Source organism: Lacinutrix sp. WUR7 (genome assembly GCF_016864015.1).
GTDB lineage: Bacteria > Bacteroidota > Bacteroidia > Flavobacteriales > Flavobacteriaceae > Oceanihabitans.
Map to the genome: position 1 here is coordinate 933,370 of NZ_CP045067.1, position 20,975 is coordinate 954,344.

General features: G+C 31.3%; 18 protein-coding genes. 7 read left to right on the plus strand and 11 right to left on the minus strand.

Features of this window, described 5'->3' with window-relative positions:
* Positions 1-3: 3 nt before the first annotated feature.
* Positions 4-576: a DUF3575 domain-containing protein gene (locus tag FG167_RS04140; protein ID WP_203460164.1), complete on the plus strand. Its 573-nt coding sequence runs from the start codon at positions 4-6 to the stop codon at positions 574-576.
* Between the two features lie 165 nt (positions 577-741).
* Here the strand turns inward: FG167_RS04140 and FG167_RS04145 are convergent, their stop codons facing one another.
* Entirely contained in the window at positions 742-2,286 is a 1,545-nt protein-coding gene (locus tag FG167_RS04145) for a glycine--tRNA ligase (RefSeq protein ID WP_203460165.1), read from the minus strand.
* A 66-nt stretch (positions 2,287-2,352) separates the two neighbouring features.
* Complete coding sequence (locus tag FG167_RS04150) at positions 2,353-3,234, minus strand: hypothetical protein (RefSeq protein ID WP_203460166.1); 882 nt, start codon at positions 3,232-3,234, stop codon at positions 2,353-2,355.
* Between the two features lie 131 nt (positions 3,235-3,365).
* Between FG167_RS04150 and FG167_RS04155 the strand changes: the two genes are divergently transcribed.
* Together FG167_RS04155 and FG167_RS04160 are read left to right on the plus strand one after the other, a co-directional pair.
* Positions 3,366-4,046, plus strand: a complete 681-nt coding sequence (locus FG167_RS04155; protein WP_203460167.1) for a ComF family protein — start codon at positions 3,366-3,368, stop codon at positions 4,044-4,046.
* Positions 4,047-4,179: 133 nt separating this feature from the next.
* Positions 4,180-5,802 carry an Ig-like domain-containing protein gene (locus FG167_RS04160; protein ID WP_239004439.1) on the plus strand — a complete coding sequence of 541 codons (1,623 nt, stop codon included), beginning with the start codon at positions 4,180-4,182 and terminating at the stop codon, positions 5,800-5,802.
* Here the strand turns inward: FG167_RS04160 and FG167_RS04165 are convergent.
* The 3 genes from FG167_RS04165 to FG167_RS04175 form a co-directional block, all read right to left on the minus strand.
* Positions 5,786-6,568: an amidohydrolase gene (locus tag FG167_RS04165; protein WP_203460168.1), complete on the minus strand. Its 783-nt coding sequence runs from the start codon at positions 6,566-6,568 to the stop codon at positions 5,786-5,788. The genes FG167_RS04160 and FG167_RS04165 overlap by 17 nt on opposite strands.
* Positions 6,569-6,671: 103 nt before the next feature.
* Positions 6,672-7,268: a hypothetical protein gene (locus FG167_RS04170; protein ID WP_203460169.1), complete on the minus strand. Its 597-nt coding sequence runs from the start codon at positions 7,266-7,268 to the stop codon at positions 6,672-6,674.
* Between the two features lie 61 nt (positions 7,269-7,329).
* Positions 7,330-8,472, minus strand: a complete 1,143-nt coding sequence (locus tag FG167_RS04175) for a methionine aminotransferase (protein WP_203460170.1) — start codon at positions 8,470-8,472, stop codon at positions 7,330-7,332.
* Between the two features lie 259 nt (positions 8,473-8,731).
* Here FG167_RS04175 and FG167_RS04180 point away from each other — a divergent pair, with 259 nt between their 5' ends.
* On the plus strand, positions 8,732-10,828 hold the full coding sequence (locus FG167_RS04180; RefSeq protein ID WP_203460171.1) for a S46 family peptidase: 2,097 nt from the start codon (positions 8,732-8,734) through the stop codon (positions 10,826-10,828).
* Between the two features lie 175 nt (positions 10,829-11,003).
* On the opposite strand, the gene FG167_RS04185 is transcribed toward FG167_RS04180, so the two are convergent.
* Together FG167_RS04185 and FG167_RS04190 are read right to left on the minus strand one after the other, a co-directional pair.
* Entirely contained in the window at positions 11,004-11,699 is a 696-nt protein-coding gene (locus FG167_RS04185) for a LytTR family DNA-binding domain-containing protein (protein ID WP_203460172.1), read from the minus strand.
* Between the two features lie 84 nt (positions 11,700-11,783).
* Complete coding sequence (locus tag FG167_RS04190) at positions 11,784-12,755, minus strand: sensor histidine kinase (protein ID WP_239004440.1); 972 nt, start codon at positions 12,753-12,755, stop codon at positions 11,784-11,786.
* A gap of 227 nt (positions 12,756-12,982) precedes the next feature.
* Between FG167_RS04190 and FG167_RS04195 the strand changes: the two genes are divergently transcribed.
* From FG167_RS04195 to FG167_RS04205, 3 genes are all read left to right on the plus strand, one after another.
* Entirely contained in the window at positions 12,983-13,900 is a 918-nt protein-coding gene (locus tag FG167_RS04195) for a thioredoxin family protein (RefSeq protein WP_203460173.1), read from the plus strand.
* A gap of 443 nt (positions 13,901-14,343) precedes the next feature.
* Positions 14,344-14,877 carry a TlpA disulfide reductase family protein gene (locus FG167_RS04200; protein ID WP_203460174.1) on the plus strand — a complete coding sequence of 178 codons (534 nt, stop codon included), beginning with the start codon at positions 14,344-14,346 and terminating at the stop codon, positions 14,875-14,877.
* A gap of 23 nt (positions 14,878-14,900) precedes the next feature.
* Entirely contained in the window at positions 14,901-15,692 is a 792-nt protein-coding gene (locus FG167_RS04205) for a thioredoxin family protein (protein WP_203460175.1), read from the plus strand.
* Between the two features lie 194 nt (positions 15,693-15,886).
* Here the strand turns inward: FG167_RS04205 and FG167_RS04210 are convergent, their stop codons facing one another.
* From FG167_RS04210 to FG167_RS04225, 4 genes are all read right to left on the minus strand, one after another.
* Positions 15,887-17,308: an HTTM domain-containing protein gene (locus FG167_RS04210; RefSeq protein WP_255564183.1), complete on the minus strand. Its 1,422-nt coding sequence runs from the start codon at positions 17,306-17,308 to the stop codon at positions 15,887-15,889.
* Between the two features lie 95 nt (positions 17,309-17,403).
* Positions 17,404-19,173 carry a DNA mismatch repair protein MutS gene (locus FG167_RS04215; RefSeq protein ID WP_203460177.1) on the minus strand — a complete coding sequence of 590 codons (1,770 nt, stop codon included), beginning with the start codon at positions 19,171-19,173 and terminating at the stop codon, positions 17,404-17,406.
* Positions 19,174-19,176: 3 nt separating this feature from the next.
* The gene (locus FG167_RS04220) at positions 19,177-20,115 is read right to left on the minus strand and encodes a M28 family peptidase (RefSeq protein WP_239004441.1); all 939 of its coding nucleotides are present in this window, start codon (positions 20,113-20,115) and stop codon (positions 19,177-19,179) included.
* A 112-nt stretch (positions 20,116-20,227) separates the two neighbouring features.
* Entirely contained in the window at positions 20,228-20,974 is a 747-nt protein-coding gene (locus tag FG167_RS04225) for a succinate dehydrogenase/fumarate reductase iron-sulfur subunit (RefSeq protein WP_203460178.1), read from the minus strand.
* Position 20,975 lies beyond the last annotated feature (1 nt).

The following is a 20,975-nucleotide window of genomic DNA, read 5'->3' on the forward strand; positions in this document are numbered from 1 at the left end:
CAAATGAAAAAAGCCCTTTTAGGATTATTGTTATTTACCTCTTTTGCAACTTTTGCGCAAGAAGATGTACAAGAAGAAAAAGTAAAACACAGTGAAATAAAGATAAATGCTTTTAATCTTATTTTGTTTAAATCTATAGATGTCTCTTATGAATATTTATTAGATTCAGAATCTTCTATAGGCGCTTCTGTATTAATCAATTTAAGAGATACCGATTCTGGGGAAGATATTTATTATAACGAAAAACTTGCCATCACGCCATATTATAGACGTTACTTTTCAAGCAAATATGCTTGGGGATTTTTCTTAGAAGCTTTTGGAATGTATAACGTACAAGATGATGTCTATGAAGAATACAATTACAATATGATTTCTGACCAATACGAATACACCACATCGGACGAAACCTCTAACAATCTAGCTTTTGGAATGGCAGTTGGCGGAAAATTTGTTAGCAAAAAAGGATTCTTATTTGAAGTATTTGGAGGTGTAGGTAGAAATATTATTCAATCTAACGAGATAATTGCAAGTGAATTTGTACCACGTTTAGGTGCAACTTTTGGTTGGAGATTTTAAGCACAAGAATATTTTACAAAACAAAACCCAAGCTTTCAGGCTTGGTTTTTTTATTTAATTTCAAAAAATTATATTCGTGAATCTTTGATGGAGTAAAAAAAAACGCTCAAACAATTATTGCTTGAGCGTTCTATTTATAAGATTCCTTTTTTCAAAGGAATGAGATTATTTCATTTTCATTAGCCAATGTTTCACATCGATCTCTGCTTTAATCAAGTCTTTTAAATCTTCGATTTTTACACGTTTTTGTTCCATAGTATCTCTATGTCTTATAGTAACCGTGTTATTTTCTAAAGTTTCATGATCTACAGTAATACAAAATGGTGTTCCATTCGCATCTTGACGTCTGTAACGCTTTCCTACGGCATCTTTTTCGTCATAAAAAACATTGAAATCCCATTTTAAATCTTCTACAATTTGTTTTGCTACTTCTGGCAAACCATCCTTTTTTACTAAAGGAAAGATTGCTGCTTTTACAGGAGCTAAAACTGCTGGTAATTTTAAAACGGTTCTTGTAGTATTGTTTTCTAGTTCTTCTTCCATTAAAGCATTAGAAAACACCGCTAAAAACATTCTGTCTAAACCAATAGAAGTTTCTAAAACATAAGGTGTATAGCTTTTGTTTTCTTCATGATCAAAATACTGAAGCTTCTTACCTGAAAATTCTTCGTGTTGTTTTAAATCGAAATCGGTACGCGAGTGAATTCCTTCTAATTCTTTAAATCCGAAAGGGAATTTAAACTCAATATCTGTTGCAGCATCTGCATAATGTGCTAATTTTTCGTGGTCATGAAAACGATAGTTCTCTGCTCCCATTCCTAAAGAAAGATGCCATTTCATTCTGGTTTCTTTCCATTTATCAAACCATTCTTTTTGTGTTCCTGGTTTAATAAAGAATTGCATTTCCATTTGTTCAAACTCACGCATTCTAAAGATAAACTGTCTTGCAACAATTTCGTTTCTAAATGCTTTTCCTGTTTGTGCGATACCAAAAGGAATTTTCATTCTTCCTGTTTTTTGCACATTCAAGAAGTTTACAAAAATTCCTTGTGCTGTTTCCGGACGCAAGTATAAATCCATTGCAGTTTCTGCAGAAGCACCTAGTTTGGTTCCAAACATAAGGTTAAACTGCTTCACGTCTGTCCAATTTCTACTTCCCGTTAAAGGATCTGCGATTTCTAATTCTTCAATTAGCAATTTCACATCTGCTAAATCTTCCGCTTCCAGAGATTTCCCTAAGCGTTTTAAAATCGTATCTATTTTTTCTTGATATCCTAAAACTCTTCCGTTAGTAGAAATAAATTCTTCTTTATTAAAGGATTCTCCAAAACGCTTTTCCGCCTTTTTTACTTCCTTTTCCATCTTCGTTTCAATTTTAGCGCAATAATCTTCCACTAAAACATCTGCACGATATCTTTTATTAGAATCTTTGTTGTCAATTAATGGATCACTAAAAGCATCAACGTGGCCAGAAGCTTTCCATGTTGTAGGATGCATAAATATGGATGCATCTATTCCTACTATATTATCATTCATTTGCACCATGGCTTTCCACCAGTAGTCGCGAATGTTCTTTTTAAGCTCTGCTCCATTTTGAGCATAGTCATATACTGCACTTAATCCATCGTAAATTTCACTACTCTGGAAAACGTAACCATACTCTTTTGCATGAGAGATTACTTTTTTAAATTGATCGTCTTGATTTGCCATAGGTTGCAAAAGTAAAAAACCACTCCATATTAATGGAATGGTTTTAATAAAATTATAAGTTATTTTTTAATTTAGTGTTATTGATGTGCTTCCTAAAAAGGTAGCATTTTGAAATACGTCCACATTATAACTCCCTGGTTTTAGTTTTTCTTTGTCTCTAATGCTAATTTTAAGACAAGCTGTAATTTTTTCGGAAACATTTTTAATGGTTGTTTTTCCGCTATACCCAATTTTCATTCCTTGATAATTAAGAACACCTCTTTCAGAAACTATTTGATCTTTAATATCTAAAATTTGAACGTAAATATTTTTATTTCCTTTGTTAGACAACGCATTACCTTCCAATAAAATACACACTTCAATTTGGTCTGCTTCGCTTAATTTATCCGTTTCGTATACTTCTGCATGTGTTGTGTTTAATGCTACAGCAGTTATATTACCAACTTTAAGCGTTCCAGCTGTACTAATAATAGTGTTTAACTTTTCATTCTTTTTTGTTAAACTAGCTAATTGGATCTTTTGATTTTCAACTTTTTGAGAAACAGAATCTACTTGAGAGTGTAGTGAATTATTATCGCGAACAAGCGCATCTATTTGATCAAAAATAACTTCTCTTTCGTTTTTAAGAGCGTTTATTTGACTTCTATATTTAGATATTAAAGATAAATCGGTTTTTGTATTTTTTACAGCACTTAAAATGCCCTGTATTTTTGTCTTTGAATCTTTTAATTTTGTATTTACAACGTCGTTTTCAATAGAAACATCATTATAAAGAGAAATCATTTCTGTTAATTCATGTTGAACAAGTTTCATTTCTTGTTCTAAAAATTCCTCTTGATTTTTAAAGGAATTAAAAGTTGAAAGACTATAAGATCCTAAAACAGCAATTGCTATTACCAATGTACCAATAATTAATCTGTAGTTAAAAGTTTGAGGGAAAACTAACATATTATTTATTTTACAATACGAAGCTAGATATTTAGATTGGTATAATTTATTTTAATCGATAAAGTAGGTGAAATAATTGTTGAAGTAATTTATTCTAACCGTTTACAATATTTTTTTGTAAGTTTAATACTATGTTCCAGGCTGTTATAGATTTGTTCTTTCCAAAGGTGTGCTATGCATGCTATTCCCACTTACAAGATTCTGAAATATATATTTGTACTTCTTGCAGACACAACTTTCCTGTAACGAATTATCACTTTAACGCAAATAGCACTGTAGAAAAAGTGTTTTATGGTCGTGCAAAAGTAGAACAGGCCACAGCATTGCTTCGTTTTGAAAAAAAAGGCGTTGTGCAACAGCTTATTCATAATTTAAAATATAAAGGTTATGAAGAAATAGGTACCTTTTTAGGAGAATGGCTTGGTAACGAATTAAAAGAATTAGATACTTTTAAAGAAGTAGATGTTGTTATCCCAGTGCCTTTACATAAAAAGAAGCTAAAAAAAAGAGGTTATAATCAAGTATCTAAATTTGGACAAGAAATAGCAAAATCTTTGCAAGTAGATTACAATGACAGATCTTTAATAAAAATAACAAATACAAAATCTCAAGTGACTAAAAGACGATTTGCACGTTGGCAAGCAGACCATGAACTTTTTGCATTAGAAAATCCCGAATTAATAGAAAACAAACATATTTTACTTGTGGATGATATTATTACTACTGGAGCAACGTTAGAGTCTTGCATACAAGTGTTAAATAAAGCCCAAAATGTTAAAATAAGTATAGCAACCATGGCAATAGTACCTTAAGTATTTTATGGATGTAGGGCATTTAAATTTTTTCTATTTACTAAAAAATTGTTCTTTTGAAGTTAAATTTTGCTTAAACATAAAAAGCTTAAAGGAGTTCAATGATAAATATGTTGTTACTTTGTGCTAAATCATGAAATTTAAAATGCGTAATACCTTATCCAATTTAATTTTAATTCTAACCATAGGCTTCATTATAGTTAGTTGTGCTAATAGAGGAAATCCTAGTGGTGGACCAAAGGACGTTACTCCTCCTCAAATTGTAAAATCTATTCCAGAAAATTATTCTACAAATTTTAATGGTAAAGAAATTAAGATCTATTTTGATGAGTATGTAAAAATTAAAAACCTAAGCAAACAACTTATTATATCACCACCAATGGATCCTGCTCCAGAAGTTACGCCTCTTGGTACAGCAAGTAAATACATCACTATTAAAATTAACGACACCTTACTAGATAATACAACCTATGCTTTTAACTTTGGAAATAGCATAACAGATAACAACGAAGAAAACCCATATTCTTATTATAAATATATTTTATCGACAGGAAGTTATATCGATTCCCTTTCTGTTAAAGGTGAAATTTCTGATGCTATTTTACGTAAGCCAGATGATTTTGTTTCTGTACGTCTATACGAGATAGACTCTACTTTTAACGATTCTATTGTTTACAATAAACTACCAAAATATGTAACCAATACTTTAGATAGCACAACTACATTTAGTATCGATAACATAAAAGCAGGAAAGTATATGCTTATTGCTTTAAAAGATGCTAATGAAGACAATAAATTTCAGCAATTAACAGACAAAATAGGTTTTTATAAAAATTATATTACGGTACCAACAGATTCTACTTTTTCTCTAAAACTATTTAAAGAAGAAGCAGATTTCACTATAATTAGACCACGTTTAGTTGCTGGCGAAAAAATAGCTTTTGGTTACCGCGGAGATTATAAAAACACAGCAATTAATATTACTTCTGTAGTGCCAGAAGATTTTATTCATACCATTACAAAAGACGCCAAAACAGATTCTTTAAACTACTGGTACAAACCAAGACTAAAAGATACGGATTCTTTACTTTTTACTGTGAAAAACAAAAATTACAGCGAAGATTTTACAGTTAAAATTAGCGACCAGCCAAGAGATACTTTAAAAATAGAAGCAATAACGAAAGGAAGTTTAAACTTTAAAGACGATTTTAAATTAACAGCAAATATTCCGTTGGTAAATTTTAACGAACAAAAGCTTACTATTTTAGATAAAGACTCCCTAAAAGTAGCATATAAAACAGCATTAGACACACTTAATAACACCTATTCTTTTGCTTTTGATAAAACGGAAGACAACAAATATGCTATTCAAGTTTTACCAGAAGCTTTTACCGATTTTTTTAACAATAAAAACGATACTTTAAATTATAAAGTAAGCACAAAAAACTTTGCGGATTATGGTAATGTAAGAATAACTTTAAATAATGCTAAATACCCTGTAATAGCGCAATTAACAGATGATAAAGGTGAAATAAAAGCAGAAGTTTATAGCACAGAACCAGAACCTTTGGATTTTAGACATCTAGATCCTGCAAAATATTATTTGCGTGTTATTTTTGATGCTAATAAAAATCAAAAATATGATTCTGGAAACTATTTAAAAAAGCGCCAAGCAGAACGTATTAGTCATTTCCCTAATGCATTAGAAATAAGGTCTAGTTGGGATTTAATAGAAGAATTTACGCTATTAGATTAAACGCATCTTTATCCCCTAAAAACTGCAATCTGTCTCGATATTTTTTTATATGATTTTTGTCTAGAGAAACTATTTCTGTTTGCTCTTTACCTAAAGCGATATTCGATATTTTTTCACCTAAAACATCGTAAACAGCCGAGCTTCCTGAATATTCGTAATTGTTAATATCTAAACCTACTCTATTTACACCAACGCAATACGTCATGTTTTCTATTGCTCTAGCTTTTAGCAAAGCATCCCAAGCAGTAATTCTAGGTTTTGGCCAATTGGCAACATACAATAATAAATCATAATCTTCGGTGTTTCTTGCCCAAACCGGAAAACGCAAATCGTAACACACCAAAGGGCAAATTTCCCAACCTTTATAAGCTACTACTATTTTTTTATTTCCTGCTTGATACACTTTATCTTCTCCAGCAAGCGTGAAGGTATGTCGCTTATCATAGATTTCTATTTTCCCTTCTGGATGTACAAATAAAAGTCGGTTGTAGTATTTGTTGTCTTCTGTAATTATTAAGCTTCCAACAATAGCAGCATTACTTGTTTTAGCCATTTCTAGCATCCATTTCACGCTTTCTCCTTCCATGCTTTCTGCAAGATTGGAAGCATGCATGGTAAAGCCTGTAGTAAACATTTCTGGAAGAATAATGAGATCTACTTCTTGCGAAATAGATGTGATTTTTTCCGTAAAATGCATTCTATTCTCTTTTGGGTTTTCCCAAACTAAATCGGACTGTATAAGTGCTATTTTTAATTTTTCTTGCATTTTATAAAGATACTTGTTTTTTGTAAAGTTGTAAAACAAAAAAATTCCAGAATTTTTCTAAGGAACAACTCTGGAATTTCAAATAATTAAAAGCTTTTTATAATTAAGCTTTTCTTAATTTCTTTTCTGCCTTTTTAATATCACTATTTAAACCTTCCAATTTTTTAAACCATTTTGCTTCATCTTCTGGAGATAGTTTTCCTTTCTTTTTCAGTTTGTCATATTTCTTTTGAGAGCTCTCTAACTTGCTATTTGATTTATCAAAAGATTTTTGTGCTTTCTCCTTTTTCTTTAAAGCCTTTTCCGCCTGTTTTTGTTTCTTTTCTGCTTTTTTTAAGTCTTTTTCGTTCTTTTTTTGTTCTTTCTGACGTTTTTCTTCTTCTTTTTGAGCTTTCTTTATTTCATCTTCTTTGTCATCTTGAATTTTTTTTAACTCCTTTTCCTTCGCTTCTTTTAACTGATCTGCTTTTTGTTTCGCTATTTCTGCTTGTTCTTTTTCTTCTTGCACCTTCAGCTCCATTTCATGCGTAGCAAAAACGGCATTACGTTTTTCCTCACTTAGCATAGCTGTAACGTCTTTTTCAGCTTGATAAATCTTACCTTCTTTAACCGTATATGTTTTTACATCTACTGGAACTTCTTGAGCATTCATAATGCAACTAAAAGCAAAAAGGAATGTTAGTGTAATTAATTTTTTCATCGTTTTATATTTATTGTTCAATAATGGTTAGCAAATATATTGCCAAATGAATTTCGCTGGGTTACATTTTATTTAATATTTCGGCAGCTTTTTTTAAAGTGTCTTCCGTTTTCGCAAAACAAAAACGCAATACCTTATCATCTTTATTATTATCGTTAAAAACCGATAATGGAATGGACGCTAAACCATTTTCAATAGTTAATCGCTTTGCAAAATCCACATCGTATTCTTGTGTAATTTCAGAAAAATCTAAAACCTGAAAATACGTTCCTTTTGCAGCTTTAAACTTAAAACGCGAATCTTTTACCAAACTTAAAAACAAATCTCTTTTCTCTTGATAAAAGCCCGAAAGCTCTAAATAATGACTTGGCTCTTTCAGATAATCTGCCAATCCTTTTTGCATCGGATGATTTACCGAAAACACATTAAATTGATGCACTTTTCTAAACTCTTCCATCAGTTCTTTTGGCGCACAACAATACCCGATTTTCCATCCTGTATTATGAAATGTTTTCCCAAAAGACGCCGTTATAAAACTTCTGGCTTTTAAATCTGAAAACAAACAGGCGCTTTGGTGTTTTTCACCATCAAAAATAATATGTTCGTACACTTCATCACTCAATACAATTATGTTTGTATTTTCAGTAAGCGCTTGAAGCTGTAACATATCGGCTTCCGAAAAAATACTACCACTAGGATTTTGCGGTGAATTAATAATAATCATCTTGGTTTTCCTGTTGATTTTCTGTTCTACAGCATTCCAATCTACTTTATAATTTGGCGCATTTAATTGTATAGAAATCGTTTTTGCACCTTGTAATTCTATTGCTGGTTGGTAACAATCGTAAGCTGGTTTAAAAATAATGACTTCATCCTCCTGTCTTACAAATGCCGAAATAATAGTAAAAATAGCCTGCGTTGCTCCTGCTGTAACTGTTATTTCCGTTTCCGGATTATAGCTCGTGCCATATAAGAAGTCAAATTTATTAGCAATACGTTGCCTTAATTCCATATTTCCAGGCATTGGCGCATATTGGTTATAACCGGAATGCATAGCCTTTGTCACCAAATCCATTAGTTTTTTATCACTACTAAAACCAGGAAATCCTTGCGATAAATTAATAGCATTGTGTTGGTTTGCCAAAGCGCTCATTACAGAAAAAATGGTGGTGCCTACGTTAGGCAGTTTAGATGTATGTTGCATATAGTAAATATAGTCAGTTATTAGAACATAAATTTAGTCCTTTTTAACAATTTTTACTTCTTGGTTTTTTTTATACTCAAAACAAATAGTTCTTCGGTTTTTACACAAGTTCTTCTTCCCTTTTTCTGCGTTAAAATTTTCAACCATAACTGTGCTATGATTGAAAATTTTGCCTTGATAAAGAAAACAATAACTACCTCTAAAATTCCCAAAAACTATTTGTTTTGAGTATCTTTGAAAGCATTAAAAAACAAGACTTATGAAACTATTTAAATTCCTCTTACTTTTTATTTCGCTGAATCTTTCGGCACAACAAGGTGGTATGTGGATTCCTTCCCTATTAGAAGGTATGAACGAAACCGAAATGACAAATCTAGGTAGTAAACTTACCGCTCAAGACATATACGATGTAAACAATTCTAGCTTAAAAGATGCTATTGGACATTTTAACGGAGGTTGTACTAGTGAAGTTATTAGTGATAAAGGTTTAATATTGACGAATCATCATTGTGGTTTCGGACAAATACAAGCACATTCCTCATTAGAAAATGATTATTTAAAAGATGGTTTTTGGGCAATGTCTCTAGAAGAAGAGTTACCAAACGAAGGTTTATATATTGAGTTTATTGTTAGCATTACAGATATAACTGAAGAAGTGCTTGCGGTTGTAAATGAAGACATGACCGAAAAAGAAAAGCAATCTGTTATCGATAAAAACGCTAATGGTTTAATGAAAAATTGGCCTAGAGAACCTTGGCAAGATGTTAAAACAAAAGCTTTTTATAATGGAAACCAATATTTCTTATTCGTTACAGAACGTTTTGAAGATATTCGTTTAGTTGGTGCTCCTCCAACAAGCATTGGTAAATTTGGAAGCGATACAGACAACTGGGTTTTCCCAAGACATACCGGTGACTTTTCTATGTTTCGTATTTATGCAGATGCTAATAACAGACCTGCAAAATATAGCAAAGACAACCAACCATATAAACCAAAACACTTTTTACCTGTTTCTTTAGATGGCGTTGAAGAAGGCGATTTCACTATGGTATTTGGTTTTCCTGGAAGTACCAACGAATATTTACCAGCAGTTGCAATAGAGCATATTACAGAAGAATTTAATCCAACAAATATTGCCATTCGCGAAGCTGCTTTAAAAGTTATCGACGCAAAAATGAAAACGAGTGATGCGATTCGCATTAAATACGCATCCAAACAAGCACGTATTGCAAATGCTTGGAAAAAATGGATAGGTGAAAATCTAGGAATTGAAAAAAGTGATGCTGTTGCAAAGCGACGTGCTTTTGAAGCTACGTTTACCAAAGCATTAAAAGAAAAAGGCTTAGATGCGAAATATGGAAATATTTTGCCAGAATTTGATAAACTATATAAAGATTTTGCACCAATAAATATTAAACGAAGAAACTTTATTGAAGTGTTCTTGGTAACCAATGAGCTGATGCAAATGACTTTTAGAGCTTATCAAATGGAAGAGGCTATTAAAGCTAATCCGGAAGCTTTTGATAAAGCCAAAGAGCGTTTAGCAGGAACGCTAAAGAGCATTCATAAAAATTATGATGTCGATGTAGATAAAGGTGTTTTTAATAACGTGATGCCTTTTTACAATAAAAATGTAGACGCTTCTATTTATGATAAAACAGCTTTTACCAATCTGGATGAAGCTTTAAAACTTTTAGATGGAGATGCTAAAAGTGTACTTAAAAAACTAAACAAAGATGCTGCATATAAATATGCAAAACCTATGATTGCGGAGTTTTACAACACCATAAATAAAGAATACGAAGCAAAAAACGAACCAATTACAGCCTTACAAACTAAGTACATGACTGCTTTAATGAAAGCTCTTCCTGAAGCGCGATATTTTCCAGATGCAAATAGTACATTACGAGTAACGTACGGACAAGTTAGAGGTTATTCGCCAAGAGATGCGGTGTATTACAATCCGGTAAGTTATTTAGATGGTGTAATTGAAAAATATGTTCCTGGAGATTATGAATTTGATGTTCCTGAAAAATTATTGGAGCTATATAAAAACAAAGATTACGGACAATACGCAGATAGCAATGGGAAAGTACCGGTTTGTTTCTTAGGAACCAATCATACTACTGGAGGAAACTCTGGAAGTCCTGCAATTGATGCACACGGAAACTTAGTAGGTTTAAACTTTGATCGCGTTTGGGAAGGTACTATGAGCGACATGAATTATGATCCTGAGATTTGCAGAAACATTATGGTAGATGTACGTTATGTATTATTTATTGTAGATAAATATGCTGGAGCAACCCATTTAATTGATGAAATGAAATTGGTACATCCTAAAACGGATAAGCAATAAAAAAGTATTCAGTCACATTTTACAGTTAATTAGACCTCACAGATTTTAAAATCTGTGAGGTCTTTTTTTAACTCCTATTTCTTTCTTTTTTACAAAATCAGGAACAGAAAGAGTTTCTCTCTTTAGTTAAACAGAGGTAGATTTGAAGCAAAAAGAGCGAAGCGAATTTTAAAAATTAAACAATCTTCAACAATTTCAACAACTCTTGCTTATAGGTTCTACCAATAGGAAGTCTATTCCCTTGCACATAAATCTCGTTCCCAGAAATTTTATCGACATACCTTCTATTAATTATAAACGATTTATGCACTTGTATAAAATCTGCTTCGGATAGTTTTTCATTCCAATTTTTAAGCGAATCAATAAATGAAAGCTTCTTGTTTTTTGTAATTATTGTAATATAGTTTCTATCGGATTCTAAATACAAAATATCGTTAATTATAATTTTATGAAGTGTTTTATCTACATTTAAAAAGAGGGTTTCTTCTATATTTTCTTCGGAAGAAAGAGCCGATTTTTCGACGCTATTTTCGGCTTTATTAATTGCTTTCAAAAAGCGATCAAACCCAAACGGTTTTACTAAATAATCGACAATAGTTTCTAACTCAAAACTACTAACTGCGTAATCTGGATACGCAGTAGTCATAATAATTGCTGGCGGATTTTTAATGGTTTTAATAAAATCGATTCCGGAAATATCTGGCAGATTAATATCTAAAAAAACCACATCGGTTGTATTACATTTTAAAAAAGTATTTGCTTCAATCGCAGCATTAAAAACACCCAAAAGCTCTAAGTTTGGTAATTTGCTTAAATAGTTCTTTAGAATATTTTGAGCAGGAATTTCGTCTTCTATTATAATGCAAGTCATATGTTTTATTCTTCATGAATTGTCAGGTCGAGCGCAGTCGAGACCTCAATAAACCTCTCGACTGCGCTCGAGGAGACATTAGTATTAATGTAACTTAAGTTTTAAATAAACCTTATATACTTCGTCTTTAAAAACTTCAAGCTTATAATCTTCTTTATAAATGAGCTGTAAACGCTTCTCTAGGTTTCGTAGACCAATCTTAAAATCTTCGGTAGTTACTTTTTCTTTATCATAATCATTGAGACAAACACATTCTAAAACGCCATTTTTCTCCGTAATGGAAACCGAAATATCACTTCCCAAAGTACTATGTTTAAAAGCATTTTCAATAATACAAATCAGCAATAAAGGCGCAATTTGTTTTTCTGAAGATTGTATCGATTTATTATAATTTATATGCTTTACACCTTCGGTTCTAATCCCTTGAAAAGTCATGTAATTATCTATAAACTGCAATTCTTTTTCTAGCGAAACGGTTTTGGCGTTACTTTCATATAACACATGTTTTAGGTTATCAGACAGCATTAAAATAAGCTCCGGAGTTTCCTTCGGTTTTTCTAAAGCATACGAATAAATGGTATTCAGATTATTAAAAAGCACGTGCGGATTTATCTGCGATTTCAAAAACTTCAACTCCATTTCTAAGTGTTCTTGCTTTATTTTTTCTACTTCGTCTTGCTTCTCTAAAAAACGATATAACATCCATATAAATGAAAAGAAAATAAGCGGAACCAAGGTTTGCCATAAATAGTCACTCAAACATTTCATAATAGAACAACCACATTGCGCAAATACATTACAGTATAATTGGGTTGCAAAAAAGGAGATTGCCACAAAAACAAAAACGTAAATAATATACAATCGCTTTTTTATAAAGAAAGGTAGCAGCAATAGATTATTTACATAAACGATAACCACTAAAATAGACAGATACTGTAAAAACGGGTTTTCACGCCAATAATATTGCGAAAAAACAGAAAGAGACACAAATATAAAAAGCATCCAGAATAAGATGTGTACCAATATTTGTGAAGTATGTTTTTTAAGTGTAATCAAGTTTAAAGTTTAATGGTCACTAGGAGTGATTGTTCTCATACCGACTTAAGTTTTGTTGAAAGTACTCAGAAATGACTTAATCCTCAAAAATTAAGTACAAAAACCTCATTTAGTATTGCAAACGACCTAAAAATTGCTGTTTGTTGTTTTAAGTATGCTGTTGGTACTACTTATTGGTGAAAATTGGAATTCTGTATTATGTTTGAATAACAAAAACATCAACAATCATGACTCGAACAATTATTCTATTAATCGCAATTTTAAGTTTTTCAGCAACATTTTCACAAAGCCTAAACCAGCAAGTTTTAGATGAAAAAGGAAACGAAATGCTACTAGGAACCATCAATAAAAAAGGTTTACAAAAAGCCCCTTTTAGCGAATGGTTTAACAAAAATCAGGACGATTATGCGGTGAATAAAAAAATAGCCAATCAACTAAAAGATTCTTTAAACAATTACACTATTAAAGTATTTCTTGGTACTTGGTGTGGAGATAGTAAAAAGGAAGTTCCGCATTTTTACAGTGTTTTAGAAACTGTTAATTTTCCAGAAAATCAGTTAGAAGTTATTGCTTTAGATAGAAAAAGTGAGGCCTATAAACAAGGTCCGAATGGCGAAGAAAAAGGCATGAATATTCACAGAGTACCTACTTTTATTTTTTATAAAAACGGAAAAGAAGCGAATAGAATTGTAGAACATCCACAAGAAACTTTAGAACGTGATATGCTTAAAATAGTGAATGGAGAACGTTATTCATCAAATTATATAGCTGCAAATTATGTGCAAAATTTATTGGCAAGTAAAACTATAGATAGTTTAAAAATAGAAGAAGCCAATCTGGTTTCTATGTTGTCAGAATATGTAGAAGGAAGTAGAGAATTAAACACTTTAGGTTATGTGTATTTACGAGCGAAAGAATTGGATAAAGCGATGTATGTTTTCGATTTAAACACTAAAATCTTTCCATACAAACACAATGTATACGATAGTTTAGCGGAAGCTTATTTTGAAACTAAAAACTATTCCGAAGCACTTAAAACCTATTACAAAGTACTAAGTATACATCCGGAAGACAAAAATGCTCCGGAAATGATTGCTAAGATTACATCTGAAATAGAAAGTGGGAATAAGGATGATAAGTCTTAACTCCTCTTTCTTATGATTTTAAAAAAAATCATAATTCATTCTCCTCTTAAAATAAGAGGAGAGCTTATAACAAATAATAATTTAGTTAATATGTGTTCCTCTCTTTAGCTAAAGAGAGGTGGATTTTCTTTAGAAAATTCGGAGAGTTTGAAGCAAAAATAGCAAAGCGATTTTCAGTTTTAGCAAATAACATAGGAGTAAGCAAACTCTCCTCCTTTTTTCAAGGAGGAGTGGATTTCCATTTAATAAAAAATGGAAAGACGAGGTGGTTTTTAAAACCCTTCCGTCTACCACTAAAAAAAGTGGAAACCACCTTCCCTTAAAAAAAGGGAAGGAATTATTAAGATTGAAGATTCTACATCTTCTTGAATAAAAAAATAAATAATTCCTATTAAACCTTTAATAAAAAAGCAAGTCTAACTACAAAACTTGCTTTTTATTAAATGATTCCACTAATAAATAAAAACGCTATTTATTTAGCGATACTATTCTATTTGTGCTTTAGTTGTAAAGAAAAACATTCGGAAACAAACAAAACGACTACACCTTCGGTAACGACAATCGGTGATATACCTATTTACAATTTTAACGACCTAGAACCACTTCTATACACAAACACGAATAAAACCTATATCATAAATTTTTGGGCGATGTGGTGTGCTCCTTGCGTAAAAGAGCTTCCATATATTCAGGAATATGCAGACAAAAATCCGGACGTAGAAGTTTTATTGGTAAGTATGGATTTTATAAAAGATATAGATACAAAACTTAAGCCTTTTCTAAAAGAAAGAAATATTACTTCCAAAGTTGTTTTATTAGACGATCCAGATGCCAATAGTTGGATTGATAAAGTGAATCCGGATTGGTCTGGAGCGATTCCTTTTACCATTATATTCAATAATAAAACCCGTAAATATTACGAACGATCTTTTGAAAACTTAGAAGATTTAGAAAATCAAATAACTACAAATTTTTAATAATAAATAAACCAAAATCAATAATGAAAAAGATTAGTATACTAATTGCAATTATCTGCATATCTGCATGGGTTTTAACTTCTTGTAAAAACGATACAAGTAAAAAAACAGGAGAACACACAGAACACAAACAGGACGAAAAAGGTCATGGAGAACATGGAGACCATAAAGGACCTCCACCACATGGTGAAAAAGGAGATCATAAAGGACCACCACCACATGGTGAAAAAGGAGATCATAAAGGAGCACCTCGTGGAGGATCACCAGAACAAACAAGAACATTAGAAGAAATTGGAGGTTATAAAATTGGAGATGTAGCAGAAGATTTTTCGCTTAAAAACGTAGACGGATCTATGGTTTCTTTAGCTAGCTATAAAGATGCAAAAGGATACATTGTAACTTTTACCTGTAATGGATGTCCGTTTTCCGTATTATACGAAGACCGTTTGATTGCATTAAACAATACCTATGCACCAAAAGGATATCCTGTAATTGCTATTAATGGTAATAATCATGAAAACGAAAAAGAAAGTTATGAGGCGATGCAAAAACGTTCTGAAGAAAAAGGGTTTACATTTCCTTACTTAGTAGATGAAGGACAAAAAGTATATCCAAAATTTGGAGCCGTTAGAACGCCTCACGTATTCCTATTAGATAAAGATTTAAAAGTACAATATATTGGTACTATTGATGATAATTCAAAATCTCCAGAAAACGTAAAAGTGAAGTATGTAGAAAATGCAATTGCAGCTTTAGAAAAAGGAGAAAAACCAAATCCTAATTTCACAAAAGCGATTGGTTGTCCGATAAAATAAATATATCTTTAGTTTTTAAAAATAAAATTCATGACCTGTCAAGTTTCCTAAAACTGGCAGGTCTTTTTTATAGTAAACATTTCTATTTTAATTAAATAAAGGCATTTTTATTAGAAAACTGGAAGGATTTGAATTGAAAAAAACGAAGTAATTTTTAAATTCTGTCCGTCTTCAACTAAAACATTAATTAACAACTACTTTTTAAGAGGAGGTATCCAAGAAGCATCTTCAAAGGGACTTTCACTTAGCTTAGTTAAATCTACATTAGGAGAAATCATATATTGATTTGGCAACCCATTAAATTCTACTTTAATTTTTGCTTTAATACTTGGATTTACAATACCACTTTCTCTTTCCAATTTTTTACTTATGTATTTAGAAAGGTGAATAAAAGTAAAAGGATCTTCTAACATGTGTATATATTGATTTTTAGTCACATAAGATTTCCCATCCAAATGATAAGTGTTAGAAGTTTTTGTATCCGTTAACGACATATTAAATTCTGTAACATTTCTAGTTTGCATTTTCATTCTCCAAGAAAATCGAGATGCAATCCCTGTCCATTCTGGATTTGTAGTTAAAAACATATATCTAAGAGGAAATAGCAGATGAAAAACAACAAAAACTAAGATGTAAAATGCTGTCGCTCTTCTAAAATTATTCCAACCCTCTTTTTTGTTTTCGATTGTATTATTGGCTTGATTAACTAACCTTTGTTTAGCCATAAATTCCTTTCTTTCTTGTTTGTTTTTAAACTTCTTATCCGTTGCTTTTTTAACTAGAAAAACATCTAAAAACGCTCCTACTTTATCTGAATTTAAAAACAAAATAGTGGAACAAATCATAAAAAACGGAAATATTCCTATATCACTAAAAAGAATTGTTCCATTAATCAAACTAAATATAACTACTAACAATAATCCTACTTTCCTTGTACGCTTATTTAAAAGGATAAATACAATGCTTAGGTCGAATAAAACACCTCCATAGGTAACTAAATTATTCAAAATTGTTTCAGGTAAAAGCTGATATAAGAAGCTTCCGTTAGACTGTTTTATAATAACACTTGTTAAGTTAGTATCTAGCCAATTAGAAGATAATTTTGCAATTCCACCAAAAAAATAAGGTAAACTAATTAGGAATATTAGTATATATTGATTCCAAGCAGGAACTACTTTTACCAATTGTTTTTTAGAAAACTTTGATCGTAAACTATATTTTTTATCCGCTTCAATAAATATCATTACAAAAGCAATTAAGGCTATTAAATATAGATGGTTGTTGTATAAAGTTTTGTCAATAAAGGTGAAATATGAAAAGCCTAAAAAGAAAAATATCATGGCATAACGATACAAAAAACCAAGCGTTATTAATATCGACGAAATAAACATTCCAAAATGAATAGCCTTTAAAGCACCTATAGATAATGGTTTTAAAAATGATAATCCGTAGTATGGAAATAATACTTCTGGGCCTTTCATAAACTGAAAAGTATAATCTACCTCGTAATAATAAATCATTTGGTAAACCATAAAGCATCCAAAAATAATTCGGAAAAAACTTACAATAGAACTATCAATTAATTGGAATAAAAAAGAGTATAGTTTTAATATCATAAAGAAGCATAAAATAAATGAAGCTTTTCAAATATAGCCTTTTTTTTTAAACGAATGTTTAATAGACAACTAAGTACTCTAAAAAAGTACCTCCTCTAAATGATCTCCATTTTCTTCAACAAGAAACTCGCATTCATATTTTGGCAGATGCCGTGTTTTAACTTGTAATCGAAAAAGAGTTCATCATTAATTATTTCTGCATCGAAATAGTAGTTTTTTACTTCGTCTAATTCCTTTTCAATTTCGCATAAACTTAAATCGTGGGTTGCAATAATTCCAGTAGCATTTTTAGAAACTAATTTTTCAACAAACTTACGAGAACCAATAGCTTTGTCTGTAGAGTTGGTCCCTTTTAAAATTTCATCTAGAATAATAAAATAAGAATCGTCTTGTAAGGCATCTACAATAAACTTTAAGCGCGTTAACTCACTAAAGAAATAACTGCTATCATCTGTAAGGGAATCGCTGGTGCGCATGCTTGTGATCAATTTTATAGGATTGTAAATACTAGAGGTGGCACAAATAGGTAAGCCAACATTAGCCATCACAATATGCAAAGAAACGGTTCTTAAAAAAGTACTTTTTCCCGCCATATTTGCTCCTGTAACAATAAAAAACTGTTGGTCATTAATATTTAAATCACTAGTAACTCTTTTGTTTTTATCTAATAAAGGATGTCCTAAATTTTTCGCTTTTATGACAATCTTTTCTTTCACAATTTCTGGAAATACAAAGTCCGGTTGATTAAAAGTATAATTACCTAAAGTATTGTACGCGTCAAAAAAGGAAACCACTTCAAACCAATGCGAAACCGTTGTTTTGTATTGCGCAATCCATTGCTCAATTTGATAAGAATTTCTTATATCAATTAAAAGAAAACCATTACCAAAAATGGTAGAAATTAAATTATTTCTATTATCTAAAGCATCAATGTGTTTTGAAAATTCTTTAAAAATTAAAGACGCTTTTTTTTCTTCTTGCTGAATATATTCTTGTTTTCCTCTTAATAATTTTGAAGAAAAATTTTCCGTTTCCATTTGTTCTAATAAGGAAGCATATTGTTTAAAAGTATCCTTAACCTGATCGGTATTAGCCGCTAAATCGTTTATTCTTTTTAAATATACTCCAGAGATACCAGAACCCAAAAGCAACCAAAAAACTAAAAACAAAAAGGAGATGATTTCAAAGATTCCTAAAAACAGAATTATTCCAGAACCTATAGTAAAAGCAAGAGGTATAAAACGCATGCTTTTTGGTAAAAAGGATTTATGCTCTTTCAACCAATCTGTAATTTTTGATGCTGGCGTTTCCGTTTGAATCAAGCTTGCCACTGCCGAGAAATGTTGTCGCCATTTTGGTTTACCGGCTAATTCCTTGATCGCTTCTTGACGTGAATTTATCCCTTCAATATTATTTGCCGTCAGTTCCTTTACTAAATACTTTGTACCTTCTTCTGTGGCTGTTCGATTTATAAATTGAAAAAAAGAGCCTTTGCCAAACAAATCTACATCTAAACTAAAAGCATGATTTGGGTCTTGAAATTGCAAGCCTTCGTCTCTTCCTTTAAAATCTCCAGAAGCAATTTTTAGTTCTTCTTCATTAATCGCAACTAATGCTTTTTTTAGATTGTGTTGGTATTTTAAATCGGTGTATTTAGAAAGTAAATAGATAAAAGCAACAATACCAACAATTGCTATTCCTATGGCTATTTGCAGGTTACTAAAAGCAAAATAAACTCCAATACCTGTAGCAATAAAAACCGATATTCTAGCAAAACTCAAGCTAGTAAGTTTCTTATACAAAGACTTAACTTCTAATTGATGCGCTTCTAATTCTTGTTTATAAAATGTATTTGGATCTTGCATTTTTTATAATTCTGTAGTGTCTAATTTTTTAAAAACAGTAATAATAGTAGTTACTGCATTTTGATAAAAATTAGGGTGAATATTTTCGTAATCGTCTGTAGGCTTATGGTAATCTTTATGATCTTCTACGCCAAAATAAATAAAGGGAATGTTTACATCATGAAACGGGGCATGATCGGAAGATTGCGTCCAATCATCTAATGTATCACTACCATCATGACCAATAATAAGTTTTATATTTTCGGAAGGCTGTATACTTTTAATTGCTGGTTCTAATTGTTTATAATGAAAAGATCCAACTGCAAATAATTCGTTTTTATTATTTCGGCTAATCATATCCATATTGATATTCAATTTGATATTTTCTAGTGGAATAATAGAATTTTTCACAAAATATTTAGAACCAACCAAACCTAGTTCTTCGGCATCTACAGCAGCCAAAATAACAGAATGCTTTGGTGGGTTTTTCTGGAAGTATTCCGCGAAAGCGAACAATGCTGAAATACCTGAAGCGTCATCATCTGCACCATTATAAATTTTTCCACCTTTTACACCTACATGATCATAATGCGCAGAAAGCACGATGTATTCTTCTGGCTTTACACTTCCTTTTATAAGTCCGAGAACATTAGTACCTGCATATTCTTTACTTCTGCGTGTAAAGGAAAAATGCTGTTCAAAGTTTTTAGTAAGCGGTACCACTTGTAACTCTTGAAATTTATTTATGATATAGTTTTTTGCTTTTTCTGCTCCAGCGGTTCCGGTACGTCTACCTTCAAAAACATCGGAAGATAAAACTTCCACATGATGCAATAAAGAATCTGCGTGGAACCAATTTTGTTCCAATACTTCGACTGCAACCTTTGGCGTTTCCGTTTGACCTTTACAACTTGCTAATGAAAAAAACATTAAAAATAAACTGGTGATATATCTATAATTCATATTCAAAATTTAAAGGTTAAAGCTAAACAAAAAATCCCAAGATTGCTCTTGAGATTTTAATTTATAATGAGATCCTTAAACTACACTTCGACAAGCGCAGTATGACAAAATATTATCCTTTTAAGGATGCTTTTAAGTATTCTGAATTCATACGAGCGATATTTTTTAAAGAAATTCCTTTAGGACATTCCACTTCGCAAGCTCCAGTGTTGGTACAGTTACCAAAACCTTCATCATCCATTTGTTTTACCATGTTTAAAACACGATCTGTAGCTTCAATTTGACCTTGTGGTAACAATGCAAATTGAGATACTTTAGCACCAACAAATAACATTGCTGAAGAGTTTTTACAAGAAGCTACACAAGCACCACATCCAATACAAGTTGCAGAATCAAAAGCCGTATCTGCATCGTGTTTATTAATAGGAATTGTATTTGCATCAATAGTATTCCCTGAAGTATTTACCGAAATAAATCCTCCTGCATGTTGAATTCTATCAAAAGAAGTTCTATCTACAATTAAATCTTTTACAACTGGAAATGCTGTTGCTCTAAATGGCTCGATAGTAATGGTATCGCCATCTTTAAACATACGCATGTGTAACTGACAAGTGGTTACACCACGATCAGGTCCATGTGCTTCTCCGTTAATATATAAAGAACACATTCCGCAAATTCCTTCACGACAATCGTGATCGAAAGCTACTGGCTCTTCATCTTTGTTAATTAATTGTTCGTTTAATACATCTAACATTTCAAGGAAAGACATATCTGGAGAAATATCGGTGACTTTATAATCCACCATTTTCCCTTTATCACTTGCGTTTTTTTGACGCCAAATTTTCAGTGTTAAATTCATA

Coding starts and splice junctions, on each gene's coding strand:
- FG167_RS04140 (WP_203460164.1), top strand. CDS start 4: ATGAAAAAAGCCCTTTTAGGATTATTGTTATTTACCTCTTTTGCAACT.
- FG167_RS04145 (WP_203460165.1), bottom strand. CDS start 2,286: ATGGCAAATCAAGACGATCAATTTAAAAAAGTAATCTCTCATGCAAAA.
- FG167_RS04150 (WP_203460166.1), bottom strand. CDS start 3,234: ATGTTAGTTTTCCCTCAAACTTTTAACTACAGATTAATTATTGGTACA.
- FG167_RS04155 (WP_203460167.1), top strand. CDS start 3,366: ATGTTCCAGGCTGTTATAGATTTGTTCTTTCCAAAGGTGTGCTATGCA.
- FG167_RS04160 (WP_239004439.1), top strand. CDS start 4,180: ATGAAATTTAAAATGCGTAATACCTTATCCAATTTAATTTTAATTCTA.
- FG167_RS04165 (WP_203460168.1), bottom strand. CDS start 6,568: ATGCAAGAAAAATTAAAAATAGCACTTATACAGTCCGATTTAGTTTGG.
- FG167_RS04170 (WP_203460169.1), bottom strand. CDS start 7,268: ATGAAAAAATTAATTACACTAACATTCCTTTTTGCTTTTAGTTGCATT.
- FG167_RS04175 (WP_203460170.1), bottom strand. CDS start 8,472: ATGCAACATACATCTAAACTGCCTAACGTAGGCACCACCATTTTTTCT.
- FG167_RS04180 (WP_203460171.1), top strand. CDS start 8,732: ATGAAACTATTTAAATTCCTCTTACTTTTTATTTCGCTGAATCTTTCG.
- FG167_RS04185 (WP_203460172.1), bottom strand. CDS start 11,699: ATGACTTGCATTATAATAGAAGACGAAATTCCTGCTCAAAATATTCTA.
- FG167_RS04195 (WP_203460173.1), top strand. CDS start 12,983: ATGACTCGAACAATTATTCTATTAATCGCAATTTTAAGTTTTTCAGCA.
- FG167_RS04200 (WP_203460174.1), top strand. CDS start 14,344: ATGATTCCACTAATAAATAAAAACGCTATTTATTTAGCGATACTATTC.
- FG167_RS04205 (WP_203460175.1), top strand. CDS start 14,901: ATGAAAAAGATTAGTATACTAATTGCAATTATCTGCATATCTGCATGG.
- FG167_RS04210 (WP_255564183.1), bottom strand. CDS start 17,308: ATGATATTAAAACTATACTCTTTTTTATTCCAATTAATTGATAGTTCT.
- FG167_RS04215 (WP_203460177.1), bottom strand. CDS start 19,173: ATGCAAGATCCAAATACATTTTATAAACAAGAATTAGAAGCGCATCAA.
- FG167_RS04220 (WP_239004441.1), bottom strand. CDS start 20,115: ATGAATTATAGATATATCACCAGTTTATTTTTAATGTTTTTTTCATTA.
- FG167_RS04225 (WP_203460178.1), bottom strand. CDS start 20,974: ATGAATTTAACACTGAAAATTTGGCGTCAAAAAAACGCAAGTGATAAA.